Below are 14,759 nucleotides of genomic sequence, written 5' to 3'. Positions count from 1 at the left end.
ATAGCCTATACATGTATTTCGACCGGTCTCATCTCGCCGACACGGAGTTGTTGTCTTTTTACAGGGCACTGCTGTACCCACGGCTGATAGAAGAAAAAATGCTGCTGCTGTTGCGGCAGGGGAAAATCAGCAAATGGTTTTCCGGCATTGGCCAGGAGGCCATTGCAGTAGGTGCCACCCTGGCGCTGGAAGCCGATGAATGGATCATGCCGCTGCACCGCAACCTCGGTGTATTCACCACACGTAATATGCCCCTGCATAAGCTGCTCCTGCAATGGCAGGGCAGTGACGAAGGATACAGCAAAGGCCGTGAGCGTTCCTTTCACTTTGGCAGCAGGGCTTATCATATCTGTGGGATGATCTCCCACCTGGGACCGCAGCTCTCCATCGCAGATGGAATTGCACTGGCCCATCAGTTGAAAAAAGAACATAAAGTATCGCTCGCCTTTTCCGGCGAAGGGGGAACCAGCGAAGGCGAATTTCATGAGGCGCTTAACGTGGCCGCCGTATGGGGCCTGCCCGTCATCTTCCTGGTGGAAAATAACGGCTATGGCCTCAGCACACCCGTCAGCGAACAATATCACTGCAAAAACCTCGTTGACAAGGCCATCGGTTACGGCATGGAAGGCGTACAAGTGGACGGCAACAACCTTCTTGAGGTATACCAGACCATCCGTACCGCCCGTGCTTACGCCATCAAAGAACAGAAGCCCGTACTGATAGAAGCCATGACCTTCCGCATGAGAGGCCATGAAGAAGCCAGCGGCGTAAAATACGTGCCGCCGGAGCTTTTTGAGCAATGGGGCAAAAAAGACCCCATCGCACAATACGAAACATTCCTGCGGGAAGCCCACCTGCTGGACAATGCCGGCATAGAAGCCCTCCGGCAGGAACTGAAGCACCGTATAGACGAAGAAGTGGCCAAAGGGCTGGAACCCAGCCCCTTCGCGGTGAATACCAGCACCGAACTGGAAGACATATACGCTCCGGCGCCACCGGCCTTACTTCCTTCCGGCACCGCTTCTGAAAAACGGTTCATCGACGCTATTTCCGAAGGACTGCGACAGTCTATGGAACAATATCCGGAACTGGTGCTCATGGGACAGGATATTGCCGCATATGGCGGCGCTTTCAAAATCACCGACGGCCTGCTGGGACGTTTCGGAAAAGAAAGAGTGCGCAACACCCCTCTCTGTGAGAGCGCTATCGTTGGCACCGCCCTGGGCCTGTCTATCGCGGGTTTCAAAAGCATGGTGGAAATGCAGTTTGCCGACTTTGTCAGCTGTGGTTTTAACCAGATCGTAAATAATCTCGCCAAGATACACTACCGTTGGGGGCAGACAGCCGATGTGGTGATCAGAATGCCCACCGGCGGCGGCGTAGGGGCTGGGCCCTTCCACTCACAAAGCAACGAGGCCTGGTTTACCCATGTGCCCGGCCTGAAAGTGGTATACCCCTCCACACCGGAAGATGCCAAAGGCCTGCTGACGGCGGCCATTGCAGACCCTAATCCGGTGATGTACTTTGAACACAAGGCGCTTTACCGCAGCATCAGCGGACTGGTGCCCGACAGCTACTACACGATGGAAATCGGAAAAGCCCGGCTCATACAGGCCGGAGACGATATCAGCATCATCACCTACGGCAGCGGCGTACACTGGGCCATGGAATATGCTGCCGCCCATCCGGCGCTCTCCATCGCCATCCTGGACCTCCGCACCCTGCTGCCGCTGGACTACGACGCCATCCGGGATACAGTAGCCCTCACCGGCAAAGTGCTGGTGCTCCATGAAGACACCCTCACCGGCGGACTGGGAGGGGAAATAAGCGCCTGGGTAGCTGAACATTGTTTTCATCTGTTGGATGCGCCCGTTATCCGCTGCGCCAGTCTCGACACACCGGTGCCATTTGCCGCGGCACTGGAAAAAAATTTCCTCGCCAAATCCCGTCTGGATCAGTGTATCCAACAATTAACCCGATGGTAATAGCCGGCAGGATTGGGAATTTGCCATGAATGTTCTAATTTGCACCCAGGAAATAAATAAATCATTATACAATGTTGACGAATCTCTTAACAGTAGTACAGACCACCAACTTTTACAAGGTGGGTGATAGCATTGGTCATTTTCTGGCTCCTTGTGCCATCGTTATTTTTGCTCTGATGTTCATTTACGCCTGGGCGAAATACGCAAAACTCTAATAGTTTTTCACATCGCATTATAGAAGAAAAAGGCTTCCTTCCGGAAGCCTTTTTCTTTTTGTATCTCTATTCCTGGCAGTTACCCTTTGCCAAGCAGCTTTTCTATCAGTGCTTTCAGCTCCGGCGTAGAAGGACGCGGCGCATCGATAGTCACTATCTTACCCTGCTGGTCAAACACCATAAAGCGGGGAATACCCTTGATATCATAAAATTTGGTCACCTCTCCCCAGCCTGCGCCAAAGAGCTGAACTCCTTTCATGTCTTTTTCTTTCACGAAAGCCGACCACTTTTCTTTGTCTTTGGCCTCGTCGACAGAATAGCCCACGAAAGTGACATTTTTGTCGTGCAGCTCTTCTTCCAGTTTTTGCAGGTGAGGCAGTTCCGCTTTACAGGGTCCGCACCAGGTAGCCCATACGTCCACCACGATCACTTTTCCTTTTAAATCGTTGAAAGCCACCTTTTTGCCGTTGGTATCCTCGCCATTAAAATTGAATCCTGGTTCTCCTGCGGCAAACTTACGCAAGGCTTTCTCTGCCGCCAGGTAACGCTGTTGCTGGTCGGCTGTTACCAGGTACTGTTTCACCGGCGTTACCGCCTCCGTGAGCTTATCGAACGTCCTGAACCCGCCCAGGCTTTCCGTGATAAACAGCCCTTTGATGGTATCATTGCAAAACAGTTGTACATTTTCCGCCAGGGAAGCCGGGGCTGCCCTTTTTTCCGTACTCATGATGTAGGTAAACGTCTCATATAAACGAACGATGCTGCCCGCGTCTCCATTAGCCAGCAATTTGCCATCACAGTATTTGTTGTTCTGTATAATCTGCCGATAAAAAGCCGGATACTGGCCCTTCTCCGGATGTTTGGAATGCGGCATCAGCAAAAACGACATGGCAATATGTTCCATATCCACGTCCATGGTGTATTTCAGCAGTTCGTTGAACTTTTTGTTGGGAGTGTTCACCGCCTTTTTCAGGCCGGACACCCTGGGGGCCAGTGCTTCCAGCCTGGGAAAGAAAGTCATGTAAGTGGCCGTATCCCCAAGGCTCGTATAACGGGAGATAGTGCCCAGCTGCTCTTGCCATTGCCAGAGTTGTTTGTTCTCTGCTGATCCTGCCTGCAGGGTATAAGCATCATATTCCAGCTTCAGCTTCAGCTGATCGCCCGGTTTAAGATAAATACGGGTGTCTCCGCGGGTGCCAACGGAGAGATAGTAGAACCCTTCTTTAGGCGACGGGATGGCAAAGGCAAAAGCATGCTGCTCATCCACCATAGCATTGGCAATTTCGGATTTGCGGCCTTCTTCCACGGCGTACAATGTTACCTTTTTGGCTTTTTCAGGTGCTTGTCCCTGGATAACGGCAAGTGTGGGAACGGGGGCCGGACCGGCAATTGCATGGACATTCCATGCCAGGCAGGCCGCCAGTGGCAGCAGTCTGCTTACTTTGGTTGGTTTCATTTCTTAATGGTGGTTTGGTTTTCGATTCATTAATCGTTGTGGTTTCAAATATAGACAAACCGGCTTGTCTTTAACCCCCAAACCATCGTCATTTATTCTTCGGGCCTTATATATTGATTGTAGTAATGTTGTGCCAGCGTATAATTTTCATCATCGAAGCATACCAGGACCACCTCCTGCACCACTTCATCCTGCTCGAGGAAGTTGACAATGGTGTCCATGGCAATACTGGCAGCCAGGTCTTTCGGAAAATGATAAATACCGGTGCTGATATTAGGGAAAGCCACTGATGCAAGCTGATGGCGGGATGCCAGCTGCAACGAATGCAGGTAGCAGTTGGCCAGAAGTGCAGGTTCGTTGTTATGTCCACCGTTCCAGACAGGACCCACAGTATGTATAACATGTTTGGCAGGCAAACGGCCGCCGGTGGTGATCACGGCTTCTCCCGTTTTACAGCCCCCCTGCCGGGCCACTATAGCGCGGCAGTCTTCCAGAATGGCCGGTCCTCCGGCCCTGTGGATAGCGCCATCCACGCCACCGCCGCCCATCAGGGAAGAGTTGGCCGCATTTACGATGGCAGCAGTATCCATTTTGGTAATATCTCCCTTGACGATCTTTATTTTCCTATATGCCATAACGTTATACTGTTCTTACATACACCAGTTTGCCGGTCTTCTTGCCGCTCTCCCGGATATCTATTTCAAAGTTGGGGAAGTTCTTGATCAGCTGTACAAGTTTGTTGAAGCCATAGTTCCTGGCGTCGAAGTCGGGCTGTTTTTTTAGCAGCAGGTTGCCCAGCTCTCCGAGATAGGCCCATCCGTCTTCATCGGCAATATCATTGATACTGGTTGACAGCAGATCGATCAGTTCTTTATCAGCTTTGCTGATGCCCTTGGGTTTTTCCTTCGCCGATTTGGGTTTGCTGCCGGTTTCTGTTTTCTTTTCCCTGATTTGTAATATCTCGAGATAGATAAACTTATCGCAGGCAGCGCGAAAGGCGCTGGGCGTTTTCTTCTCTCCCATGCCTATTACCCTCATGCCAGCCTCTCTCAGTCTGGTGGCCAGCCTGGTAAAATCGCTGTCGCTGGACACAAGGCAAAACCCGTCTACCCTGCCGGTATACAGGATATCCATGGCATCGATGATCATGGCCGAGTCGGTAGCGTTTTTTCCGGAGGTGTAACTGTATTGTTGTATCGGAGTGATAGCATTTTCCAGTAATACGCCTTTCCAGCCTGCTACGGTAGGTTTGGTCCAGTCTCCATAAATTCTTTTGAAAGTGGGGTTGCCGTATTTGGCTACTTCTTCCAGCATCCCTTTAATGTTGTGGTAGGGTATATTGTCGGCATCTATCAATACAGCGAGGCGAAGATCGTTTGAATTATCCATGTGGAATACGTTACATTGGGTTATTGGATTATTTGGAAATTTAATCATTTAGTGGGTTCTTAAAATGATTAAATTTCCAAATAACCAAATATCCTAATTGTTATTATTTGAGGTAAGAACGGATCATCCAGGCCAGTGACAGGTGTTTCTGCAGGAGCTGTGTTGCGAAATCAGCAGCACCTTTGTCTTTGTATTTTTCATCGAATTCATCGATCAGTCTGCGCAGGTTACGGATAATGGTTTCATGGTCGTTCAGCAGTTCCTGCAGCTGTTTTTTCTGGTCGTTGGAGTACTCGGATTCCAGGAGGTTGGTCAGTTTCAGTACGTCTGCATAACGGCCTTCCGCATAGTGTCCTATTTTACGGATATACTCTGCCACTTCATCTGCAATTTCTTCCAGCTCTTCGTATTGTCCTTCGTAGAACTTGTGTAATTCCATGAAATTGGGACCTTCAATGTTCCAATGGCTGTTGCGCGTTTTGGCGTACACCAGTAATTCGTCAGCCAGTACTTTGTTCAACTCTAATGCTATTTTCTTCGCGTGTTCCGCAGAGATGCCAATTTCGATTTTCATATAACTGAATTTTTTGGTTTTAAATAAATTTACGAATTCTTCCGGAGGGCAATTATGATGTTTATCATAAATTAACAATCGCTATAATAAACAGGTCCATAGCCGCTTTTGTTCAGGTTTTCGTTATCCGGTCAACATATTTGCCAAAATTGTACCATAGTTACTAATTTTGCGGCATGGACCAGTCTTCCGGAAAAATCTACAGTCTGCATTTCATTCTCTTATGCCTGAGTAATGCTTTATTTTCTGCCAGTTTCAATATGATGATCCCTGAGCTGCCTGCCTATCTGAGTAATATGGGAGGGGCGGATTACAAGGGGTATATTATCGGATTGTTTACATTGATGGCCGGATTGTCCAGGCCTTTCAGCGGCAAGCTGACAGATACTATCGGGCGTGTGCCGGTCATGATTTTCGGTTCTCTGGTATGTGTGGTGTGTAGTCTGTTATACCCACTGGTTAGCTCCGTTGGGGCGTTTCTGCTACTTCGTTTTTTCCATGGATTCTCCACAGGGTTCAAACCTACCGGTACTTCCGCTTATGTTTCCGATATTATTCCGTACAACCGGCGGGGTGAAGCCATGGGCATGGTTGGTTTGGCCAGCACAATCGGGATGGCCCTCGGGCCGGCCATTGGCGGTTACATGGCGTTAAGATGGAATATCAACGTGATGTTTCAGCTGTCGGCTGTATTTGCCCTGCTGTCTGTGGTGATCCTGATCGGCATGAAAGAAACCCTGGTCAACAAACAGCCATTCCGGCTTTCACTGTTAAAAATCAAGGGAGATGAAATATTTGAGCCGCTGGTGTGGTCTCCGGTGATCATTTGTTTCCTGACCTATTTCAGCTATGGCGCTATGCTCACGATTATCCCCGATTTCGGGGCTTTTCTGGGAGTGGCCAACAAGGGCGTGTTCTTTACCTATTTTACTGCCAGCTCCATCGGCATCCGTTTGCTGGCCGGTAAGGTGTCTGACCGTTATGGGAGGGTGCCTGTACTGAAGGTTTCCGCCGTGCTGATGGCCGCTTCCATGTTAATGATGGGCCTTGCCGGCTCTCCGGCCCTGCTGATGGCTTCCGCCGTGGTATATGGCATCTCCGTAGGCCTCAACTCGCCGGCTGTAACAGCATGGACCATCGACCTGGGGCAGCCCGAGCACCGTGGCCGCGCACTGGCCAGCATGTATATCGCCATGGAAGCCGGTATCGGGTTGGGGGCTTATTTCTCCGCTTTTATCTACAACAACAAGTCATCCAACTTCCCGGCAACGTTTTACCTCTTTGCCGGCATTACCTTACTGGCTACCATCTACCTGACTTTTTTCTACAAAAAGCCGGCGATGATGGCCAAAGAATGTCCGTAAGCCCGATGCAACAATACCGATGACTCCACCCGCAAAACAAATAAGTTACTGCTCCTGCTCATTCTGAACCACTTCATCAGGAGAGGCCGGGCGCTGCACGGTGATACCTGGCGCCGGTATTTGTTCTGCTCCGGATGCAGAAGGCGCGGTCTCCTCATCGGTCGTCATCTCTACCTCTACTGTCAATTGCCGAGGCAGGCTCTTTTTATTCTCCAGCCCCAGTTTGCGCATGCGCTCCGCTCTGCCTACGAGGTTGCCATTACCGGTATGCAGCTTGTTCATCGCGCTGTCATATACGCTCTGGCTGCGTTTCAGGTGTTCCCCGATCAGCCCCATGTCTTCCGCGAAGCCCACGAACTTATCGTACAACGCACTGCCCTGCCGCACAATTTCTTCTGCGTTCTTGTTTTGATTATCCAGCCTCCACATGGCGTCAATGATCCGCAGCGTGGCCAGTAACGACGGTACGCTCACCAGGATCACCTTACGGCGGAAAGCATAATCATAAAGGTCTTCCTCCTGCTGCATTACCGCCAGCGCATATGCCGGCTCTATTGGAATAAACAGCATCACAAAATCGGTGGTGTTCTTATACAGCGTATGATAGGCTTTGCGGCTCAGTTCATTCACATGGTTCTTCACAGACTGCACATGCAGCTTCAGTGCCTGTTGCCGTTCCGCCTCTTCAGCAGCGCTGCAATATTGTTCATATGCTTTAAGGGATACTTTGGAGTCGATCACCAGCTGCCTGTTTTCCGGCAGTTGCAGCACCATATCGGGCAACCGCAGTTGTCCCGTCTCATCGCGCTGTGCGTCTTGTGTGACGTAGTGGATTCCTTTCTCCAGGCCCGACGCCTCCAGTACCTTTTCCAGGATCATCTCCCCCCAGTTGCCCTGCTTCTTGGTGTCCGCCTTCAGCGCCTTCGTCAGGTTGTTCGCTTCTTTGGAAAGGGTTTGGTTCAATTGCAACAACCGCTGCAATTCCGATTTCAACTCCGCCCGTTGCGATGTTTCCGCCACCAGGGACTGCTGCACGCTGCTCCGGAAATTATCAATTTTTTCCGCCAGTGGTTTCAACAGATCGTCCATTTTCACCTGGTTCTGCTGCATAAAATTCCCGGATATCCGCTGTAGCAGCTGTTGTGCTGTATTCTCGAACTGTGCTTTAAAGTCCTGGTGCATTTCGTGCAGCCTTTCCTTTTCGCTCTGTAATTGTTGTTGCAGATATTTGTTCTGCTCCATTAACCGGCCCTGCTCGGCCATCAACGAAGCAAACTCTTCGTTGAGCCGCTCCAGTTGCTCCTGCTTCTCGCGGGCCAGTTGCTGTTTGTCGTCCAATAGCTGCTGCAAATACCCCTGCTTCGCTTCCAGCTGGGCATGGCGCTCCTGTTGTGCTGACATTTCCGTCTGTAATGCCCGCTGCCGGCCCATTGCGGTGAAGTATAAATACCCCAGCACCAGGGCCCCGATTCCTGTGACAATCAATAATATCAACATGATTAGTTCGTTAAAGGCAATATCGTTTATGACTACGCATTGGATTTGCGTGCAAAAAAAAATACGAATTGCAAACTACGCTGCAATTCGTATTATTTAATATGGTTTCCCGTAAGATTATAATCTCTCGTACAGCTTGCGCAGCCGCTCACGGGTCATGATCTCCTTCCAGTCTTTGCCCAGCGCGTTTTCCCACAGCGGGGCCATGCCCAGCGACACATTGATCATGGTATCAAACTGTTCATCCGTCAGTCCTTTGGTAATACCCTGCGGAATATCGATGTTGTGTTTTTTCACCATCTCCTTGAACTTCTTCACGCCATCAGGATAAAACTCTTCCAGCTTGTCAAACACGATACAGTTACCGATACCATGTTTGGTGCCCAGCAGGTAAGCCAGTCCATAACTTACGGCATGGGCCACTCCTACCTGGGAATAAGCAATGCTCATACCGCCGGCATAGGAGGCCATCATCAGTTTTTCGTCGGAATCATCGTCCCAGATGTCTTTCTGCAGGAATATCTCTTCGCACAGCTCCTGTGCTTTCTCACCATAAGATTTACTGAAAGCATTGAGGTAGGTGCCGGTCAGCGATTCTACACAGTGGATAAAACAGTCCATGGCGGTATAAAAACGCTGGTTAACCTCCACAGTCTTTGTCAGTGCAGGGTCCAGCACGATCTGGTCAAACGGGGTGTAGTCAGAGTTCATGCCCAGCTTGCGGGTAGGGCCTGTCAGCACGCAGGTGCGGCTTACTTCTGCACCGGTACCGGAAATAGTAGGAATACCCACTTTATACACTGCCGGGTTCTTTACCAGGTCCCAGCCCTGATAATCAGCAGAGGAACCGGGATTGGTCATCATCAGCGCTACGGCTTTGGCCATGTCCATCACAGAACCACCGCCAATGCCGATAATACCGGACACCTCGCCGAATTCAGCTTTCAGCTCGTCACGGATTTTATCTACTGTAACGGTTTTGGGTTCGTACGTCACATCAATCACCACAACCTTGTCTTTGCCCTGCAGCGGTATGCGGGACAGAAATGCCTGTTTGTCCTGGAAATACTCATCCACGAAAAAAATCATGGGAGCATCGCCTTTACGACGGGGGGCCAGTATTTCGCCCAGCTGATCAAAACATCCGCTGCCGTAAACTACGTAGTCCACCATTTTGAAATTCCTGAATTTCATATATCCGTTTTAGTTAGATGTTATAAATATTTTGAGGCCTTTTCCAGGTCTTCCGGCGTATCGATCTCCACCCCCATATAGGAAGTAACGACCATCTTCATCGGAATACCGTTTTCGAGGTAACGCAGACACTCGATCTTCTCCGCCAGCTCCAGCGGCGTAGGCGCCAGCTGCGTAAAATCCAGCAGCGTCTGTTTGCGGAACGCGTAAATACCGATATGCTCGTAATAAATGCTTTTGATGTCCTTATTGCGGGGATACGGGATCACGGAACGGGAAAAGAACAGGGCGTTGAACTGTTTGTCTACCGCTACTTTCACGTAGTTAGGATCGGCAATCGAAGCTTCATCATGCAGCTCCTGCATTAAAGAGGCTACCTGCACTTTGCTGCCCTCTTCGCCTTCAAAAACCCGGAGCAGTTTCTCCAGTGGGTCTTTTTGGGTAAACGGTTCATCTCCCTGAACATTCACCACGATGTCAACATCCATGTCAACAACGGCCTCGGCTATACGGTCCGTGCCACACTCATGCTCTTTTTTGCTCATTACGGCTTTGCCGCCATGGCCAACAATCTCGTTGTAGATCACATCGCTGTCTGTCACTACCATCACATCATCAAATACTCCGGTATTAACGGTGGATTCGTACGTGCGGAGGATGACGGATTTTCCACCCAGCTGGGCCATCATCTTCCCGGGGAAACGGGTAGCGCCATAACGGGCAGGTATCAAAGCTACTTTCTTCATGTTTATGCTTTACTCACAAAGACACAAAGCAGCAATGTCCTTTGCTGCTTTGCATTTTTATGTGAAATTATAACGCGCTTTTTACGGCTTTCACCAGCTTTTCAGCCCGTTCCTGTACTTCTGCGTCGCTCCAGGCCAGGTTGATAGGGGTGGAAATGTTCCTGCTGATAATAGCATCGGAAGCAGGGAACTGTTTGGTTTTATAAATTTCCATCGCCTGTTTCAGGCCGGGAGCAAATGGTGTCAGTACGTCACCATTTTTGAAGTGGTCCCACTGACGGATATAATGCCAGTTGTTATCGTAGTAGTAAAAAGCAGGCAGACCCGCAGCTTTCATGGCGGCCGCAGCGTTTCTGGCCTGTTCGGCTTCCGGCAGGAAGAACGACAGGAAAGTGGCGCTGTCGCCGGCTTCATCCGGCAGGCGGCGGAAAGTCACGCCAGGCACGGTGGCCAGCGCATCTTTGAAGATTTTTTTAGTCTTCCGCTGAATGGCCAGGAAGTTGTCCAGTTTGCGGACCTGTGCCAGTCCTACGGCTGCATGCAGCTCGGAGATACGGTAGTTGTACCCGATGAACGGATGCAGGTCTGCACCACGGTCCACACCAAGGTGGTCATGGCCATGGTCTGTATAACCGTCACATTTGATATAAACGTCTTTGTTATTGGTGATAATAGCACCGCCTTCTGCGCAGGTAATGGTTTTTACGAAGTCGAAGGAGAAAGTGCCGGCATCGCCGATAGAACCAAGCGCTTTGCCTTTATAGGTAGCGCCGAAAGACTGACAGGCATCTTCCAGCAGCAACAGGTTGTGTTTTTTACAGATGGCCTGCAGGGCGTCCAGATCAGCCATAGCGCCACACATATGTACCGGCATCACTGCTTTGGTACGGGGAGTGATGGCTGCTTCCACCGCTTTGGGGTCCAGTGTCAGGGTGTCATCAACATCTACCAGCACCGGCGTAGCGCCAACGGAGAATACAGATTCAAAGCTGGCAACGAAAGTAAAGGTAGGCATGATGATTTCATCGCCGGCACCCAGTCCGAGGGCGGCCATGGCGGTGGTCAGTGCGGCTGTACCGCTGGAGGCAAGCTGTGTGTACTGTACGTTCAGTTTGTCGCAAATGGCCTGTTCCAGTTCCTTTGCTTTCCAGATCCCTTTACGCGGACCGTCAAATCCATAACGCATCATGATGCCTGTTTCCAGTACATCATTTACTTCTTTCCGTTCTTCGGCGCCAAATAGTTCATATCCGGGCATAAGCTGTTGATTTTTAAAATATAATTGAAAGAGATGTCAAAATAGTGCTGCAAAGTTACTATAATCAGTGTTGCGTTACATCGCAAATTCTGTTTATCTTTTGCTAAAAATTCACCATGCGTTTTATACTGTTCCTGATAATAATAGCCAGCTTCTCCGCATTGCCAGCCCAACATGCCGATGCCCAACAGGACGACCGCCGGCAGATAGAAGGCCTCATGGCCGCCCAGACCAGCGCCTGGAACCGCGGCGATATTGATGCGTTCATGCAAACCTACTGGCATTCAGACTCACTGCTGTTTATTGGTAAAAACGGGGTCACTTATGGCTGGCAGGCTACGCTTGACCGCTACAAAAAGAGCTACCCCGACACGGCGGCCATGGGCAAACTGGATTTTAAACTGCTGGAATTCAAGCCACTGGCCCGCGATGTGTATTTTGTAGTGGGCAAATGGCATCTTCAGCGCAGCATTGGTGACCTTCAGGGACACTTCACCCTCACTCTCCGACGTATCAACGGCGCCTGGAAGATCATTGCCGACCATAGCAGCTAAGACAAAAAAACCATCCTAAGAGTAGGATGGCCGCTATACACCACAACATTAAAGAAGAAACTAAAAAGTAAGCTGTTATCTTCTTTTAATAAAAAACGTCTGGGTTTTCTCCGGATATGGTAATTATTTATTTATTTATCCTTATTGGACTTTTTGCTGTTTTTTTCGTCGTCACGTACGGCCTTGTTTTCTTCTTCCGGCGATGCTGACAAGTCCCCGTGAAGAGGGTTGCGCGTAACGGTCCCCTTGTCTGTGGTCAGCACTTCTGCCGGCCTTTTTTTGTTTTGCGAAAAACCTGTCGACTTCTCTTTGCTAAGATTCCTTTTCTTCATAACACCGGTTTTAAACAAATGAAGCGAAAATGAACTTCGATATAAGTCCGACAAACACTATTCCAAGCGCAAAACCGCGGTTTTAGCGCGTTTAGCGGGCTGGAGACGGGGCAAACACTCCCCATCTGCCGGCCTCCAGTGTGCAATGTTCCCTACAGCACTGAGTAGCAAAAGGTTGCGTCCATTAACATTCAGTTTGCAAAAACGCTGGCGTTTTTTCGGATCTATCCCCTATTTTCGTGACCGCAGAAAACGTTTTGTACTGCCTCTGCATTTCCTAACCCATAACCTTTGAACTACCGACGAGTAGTTTTAATCCTATCCCTGAAAACTCCTATAGTTTTAATCCTTGTCCTGTTTAGAACCTGTATCTATTCATTTTTTAATTTTTTAATTTTTAACTGGTTATGACAGGGAAATTTATTTGTGCGATTTTAGGTGTATGTGTAGCAGCGGCAGTATTTACAGCCTGTTCCAAAGATTCTGGTTTACTTAATCCAAGCCGGCAGGATTCGGTGACGACCACACCAGGAAAACCTACAACAGACACGTCCAAACCGGGTTCAGGTACCAAGCCGGGTACCGACACCACCAAACCCGGAACAGGCACTACTCCGGGAACGACCAATCCCGGCACTACCAATCCGGGAACGACCACTCCTCCGGGTACCGGCGTAGCCGGCAACACAATTGACCGCGCCACCCTGCTTAGCCTGGTGAACGATGTACGCAGCAAAGGCTGTAACTGTGGCGGCGACCAGATGCCGCCGGTAGGCCCTGTCACCTGGAACGACCTGCTGGAGAAAGCAGCGTACAATTTCAGTGTGGACATGCAGACCAACAACTTCTTCAGCCACACCTCTCCCAGCGGCTCCACGCCAGGCTCCCGCCTCGATGCTGTGGGCTACAACTGGAACACTTACGGAGAAAACATTGCGCAGGGCTACATGACAGAACAAAGTGTTATCCAGGGTTGGATCAACAGTCCGGGGCACTGTAAAAACATCATGAACGGTAATTTCAAGGAAATGGGCGTCGGCAAGGCCGGCAACTACTGGACCATGGACCTTGGCAGAAGAAGCGGCAACTAATCAGGGTTATCCATTTTTTTGCGCCAGAAACGCCATACCATATAAAGGTAGGCTCCCAGGGACAATACAAACCAGGAGTAAAAGAATATCATCCGGCCGGGGGTTGACTCCTCCGGCACGGCAAATCCCAGGTACAGTCCCAGGAACACATTGAAAACCATCCAGAAAAAACCGACGAAAATAGTACGCATGATCTTGATAAGAAACCAGAAAAGGTCTCTGTCCAGTTTGTCTATCTTTTTCGGTTCTCTTTCGGGGTTTTCTTTTTCTTCTGCCATATGATTAGTTTCAATGCGCCGGTAGGCACAGTTTCGCGAGATCGGCGCTGTCGCCTCTGAATACGTTAAAGTCCACCGTCGTTCTGATGCCGTTCACCCTTCCGATATCACTATGTTGCCAGAAAAGCCACGCCCTTTTGGACGCCGGTCGCTCTTTCTGGTAATAATGCGCTATCCATAGGGGGTAATCATCAAACTCACTGCCAAGATACGTTTCATAGAAATGGATATTGGTGTAGATGATCGGCTTTACTTTATAGGCTTTTTCCATCTCTTCCAGCCATATTTTGGCCGTGCTGCGGATCACCGCGGCCGGCTGATTATTGCTGGTTTCGATATCCAGCACCGGTGGCAGATCGCCCGGCTGCAGGTCCACCACATTGCGGAAATTAATGGCCTGCTTCAACGGGTCCCGCGTGCTGTAAAAAAAGTGGTAGGCGCCCCTCACCAGCCCGGCTTTGCCTGCTCGCTCCCAGTTCTGCCTGAAAGCAGCGTCCTGGCGGGTAATGCCCTCCGTCGCTTTAATAAAGGCAAAGGATATACGAATTTTATCGACCTGCATCTGTTTGACAGCATGCCAGTTAATATCTTTCTGGAATTTGGAGACATCAATACCATGGATTTTATAATTGACCGGTATATCGATCCCAAACTCATCATACCGCACAAAGGAGATGCGCTCCTGGCGGAAATACCACCATTTCCCGGCAACAAGCGCCAGCAGGATGGTCAATACGGTCAATAAAATGATGCGTGTCCGGTTACGTTTCACGTTGTTTTAGTTAGTTGCAGGGATTCGGGTAATACTGCTGTTTAATGCCGGCAG

15 protein-coding genes are annotated in these 14,759 nt (G+C 49.9%); 4 read left to right on the top strand and 11 right to left on the bottom strand.

What is annotated here, in order from left to right:
- The first annotated feature begins 11 nt into the window (after positions 1 to 11).
- Positions 12 to 1,985: a thiamine pyrophosphate-dependent enzyme gene (locus HGH92_RS11865; protein WP_168870922.1), complete on the top strand. Its 1,974-nt coding sequence runs from the start codon at positions 12 to 14 to the stop codon at positions 1,983 to 1,985.
- A gap of 294 nt (positions 1,986 to 2,279) precedes the next feature.
- On the opposite strand, the gene HGH92_RS11860 is transcribed toward HGH92_RS11865, so the two are convergent.
- The 4 genes from HGH92_RS11860 to HGH92_RS11845 all read right to left on the bottom strand — a co-directional run bounded on the left by HGH92_RS11860 (position 2,280) and on the right by HGH92_RS11845 (position 5,619).
- Positions 2,280 to 3,656, bottom strand: coding sequence for a TlpA family protein disulfide reductase (locus HGH92_RS11860; protein WP_168870921.1), 1,377 nt, complete (start codon positions 3,654 to 3,656; stop codon positions 2,280 to 2,282).
- A gap of 92 nt (positions 3,657 to 3,748) precedes the next feature.
- Positions 3,749 to 4,291: an O-acetyl-ADP-ribose deacetylase gene (locus HGH92_RS11855; RefSeq protein ID WP_168870920.1), complete on the bottom strand. Its 543-nt coding sequence runs from the start codon at positions 4,289 to 4,291 to the stop codon at positions 3,749 to 3,751.
- Positions 4,292 to 4,295: 4 nt separating this feature from the next.
- Complete coding sequence (locus HGH92_RS11850) at positions 4,296 to 5,045, bottom strand: NYN domain-containing protein (protein ID WP_168870919.1); 750 nt, start codon at positions 5,043 to 5,045, stop codon at positions 4,296 to 4,298.
- A gap of 103 nt (positions 5,046 to 5,148) precedes the next feature.
- On the bottom strand, positions 5,149 to 5,619 hold the full coding sequence (locus HGH92_RS11845) for a Dps family protein (protein ID WP_168870918.1): 471 nt from the start codon (positions 5,617 to 5,619) through the stop codon (positions 5,149 to 5,151).
- Positions 5,620 to 5,795: 176 nt separating this feature from the next.
- On the opposite strand from HGH92_RS11845, the gene HGH92_RS11840 reads away from it, so the two are divergent.
- Entirely contained in the window at positions 5,796 to 6,983 is a 1,188-nt protein-coding gene (locus HGH92_RS11840) for an MFS transporter (protein ID WP_168870917.1), read from the top strand.
- Between the two features lie 45 nt (positions 6,984 to 7,028).
- On the opposite strand, the gene rmuC is transcribed toward HGH92_RS11840, so the two are convergent.
- The 4 genes from rmuC to HGH92_RS11820 form a co-directional block, all read right to left on the bottom strand.
- Positions 7,029 to 8,480 (bottom strand): DNA recombination protein RmuC, encoded by a 1,452-nt coding sequence (gene rmuC, locus HGH92_RS11835; RefSeq protein WP_168870916.1) that lies wholly within the window; start codon positions 8,478 to 8,480, stop codon positions 7,029 to 7,031.
- A gap of 117 nt (positions 8,481 to 8,597) precedes the next feature.
- The gene (locus HGH92_RS11830; RefSeq protein WP_168870915.1) at positions 8,598 to 9,674 is read right to left on the bottom strand and encodes an iron-containing alcohol dehydrogenase family protein; all 1,077 of its coding nucleotides are present in this window, start codon (positions 9,672 to 9,674) and stop codon (positions 8,598 to 8,600) included.
- Positions 9,675 to 9,694: 20 nt separating this feature from the next.
- Positions 9,695 to 10,420 (bottom strand): 3-deoxy-manno-octulosonate cytidylyltransferase, encoded by a 726-nt coding sequence (gene kdsB, locus HGH92_RS11825; RefSeq protein ID WP_168870914.1) that lies wholly within the window; start codon positions 10,418 to 10,420, stop codon positions 9,695 to 9,697.
- Positions 10,421 to 10,487: 67 nt separating this feature from the next.
- Positions 10,488 to 11,678, bottom strand: coding sequence for a DegT/DnrJ/EryC1/StrS family aminotransferase (locus HGH92_RS11820; protein ID WP_168870913.1), 1,191 nt, complete (start codon positions 11,676 to 11,678; stop codon positions 10,488 to 10,490).
- 116 nt (positions 11,679 to 11,794) lie between these two features.
- Between HGH92_RS11820 and HGH92_RS11815 the strand changes: the two genes are divergently transcribed.
- The gene (locus HGH92_RS11815) at positions 11,795 to 12,232 is read left to right on the top strand and encodes a YybH family protein (RefSeq protein ID WP_168870912.1); all 438 of its coding nucleotides are present in this window, start codon (positions 11,795 to 11,797) and stop codon (positions 12,230 to 12,232) included.
- 131 nt (positions 12,233 to 12,363) lie between these two features.
- On the opposite strand, the gene HGH92_RS11810 is transcribed toward HGH92_RS11815, so the two are convergent.
- Entirely contained in the window at positions 12,364 to 12,564 is a 201-nt protein-coding gene (locus tag HGH92_RS11810) for a hypothetical protein (protein WP_168870911.1), read from the bottom strand.
- A gap of 515 nt (positions 12,565 to 13,079) precedes the next feature.
- Here HGH92_RS11810 and HGH92_RS34015 point away from each other — a divergent pair.
- Positions 13,080 to 13,655: a CAP domain-containing protein gene (locus HGH92_RS34015; RefSeq protein WP_211092580.1), complete on the top strand. Its 576-nt coding sequence runs from the start codon at positions 13,080 to 13,082 to the stop codon at positions 13,653 to 13,655.
- Here the strand turns inward: HGH92_RS34015 and HGH92_RS11800 are convergent.
- Together HGH92_RS11800 and HGH92_RS11795 are read right to left on the bottom strand one after the other, a co-directional pair.
- Positions 13,652 to 13,933: a hypothetical protein gene (locus HGH92_RS11800; RefSeq protein ID WP_168870910.1), complete on the bottom strand. Its 282-nt coding sequence runs from the start codon at positions 13,931 to 13,933 to the stop codon at positions 13,652 to 13,654. The genes HGH92_RS34015 and HGH92_RS11800 overlap by 4 nt on opposite strands.
- Positions 13,934 to 13,943: 10 nt before the next feature.
- A complete protein-coding gene (locus tag HGH92_RS11795; RefSeq protein ID WP_168870909.1) occupies positions 13,944 to 14,705 on the bottom strand; it encodes a glycoside hydrolase family 25 protein in 762 nt (253 codons plus the stop codon).
- Positions 14,706 to 14,759: the final 54 nt, after the last annotated feature.

The organism is Chitinophaga varians (assembly GCF_012641275.1).
Lineage (GTDB): Bacteria > Bacteroidota > Bacteroidia > Chitinophagales > Chitinophagaceae > Chitinophaga > Chitinophaga varians_A.
The sequence above is the reverse complement of the archived record's forward strand: the minus strand, read 5'-3'. Positions and strand labels throughout refer to the sequence as shown.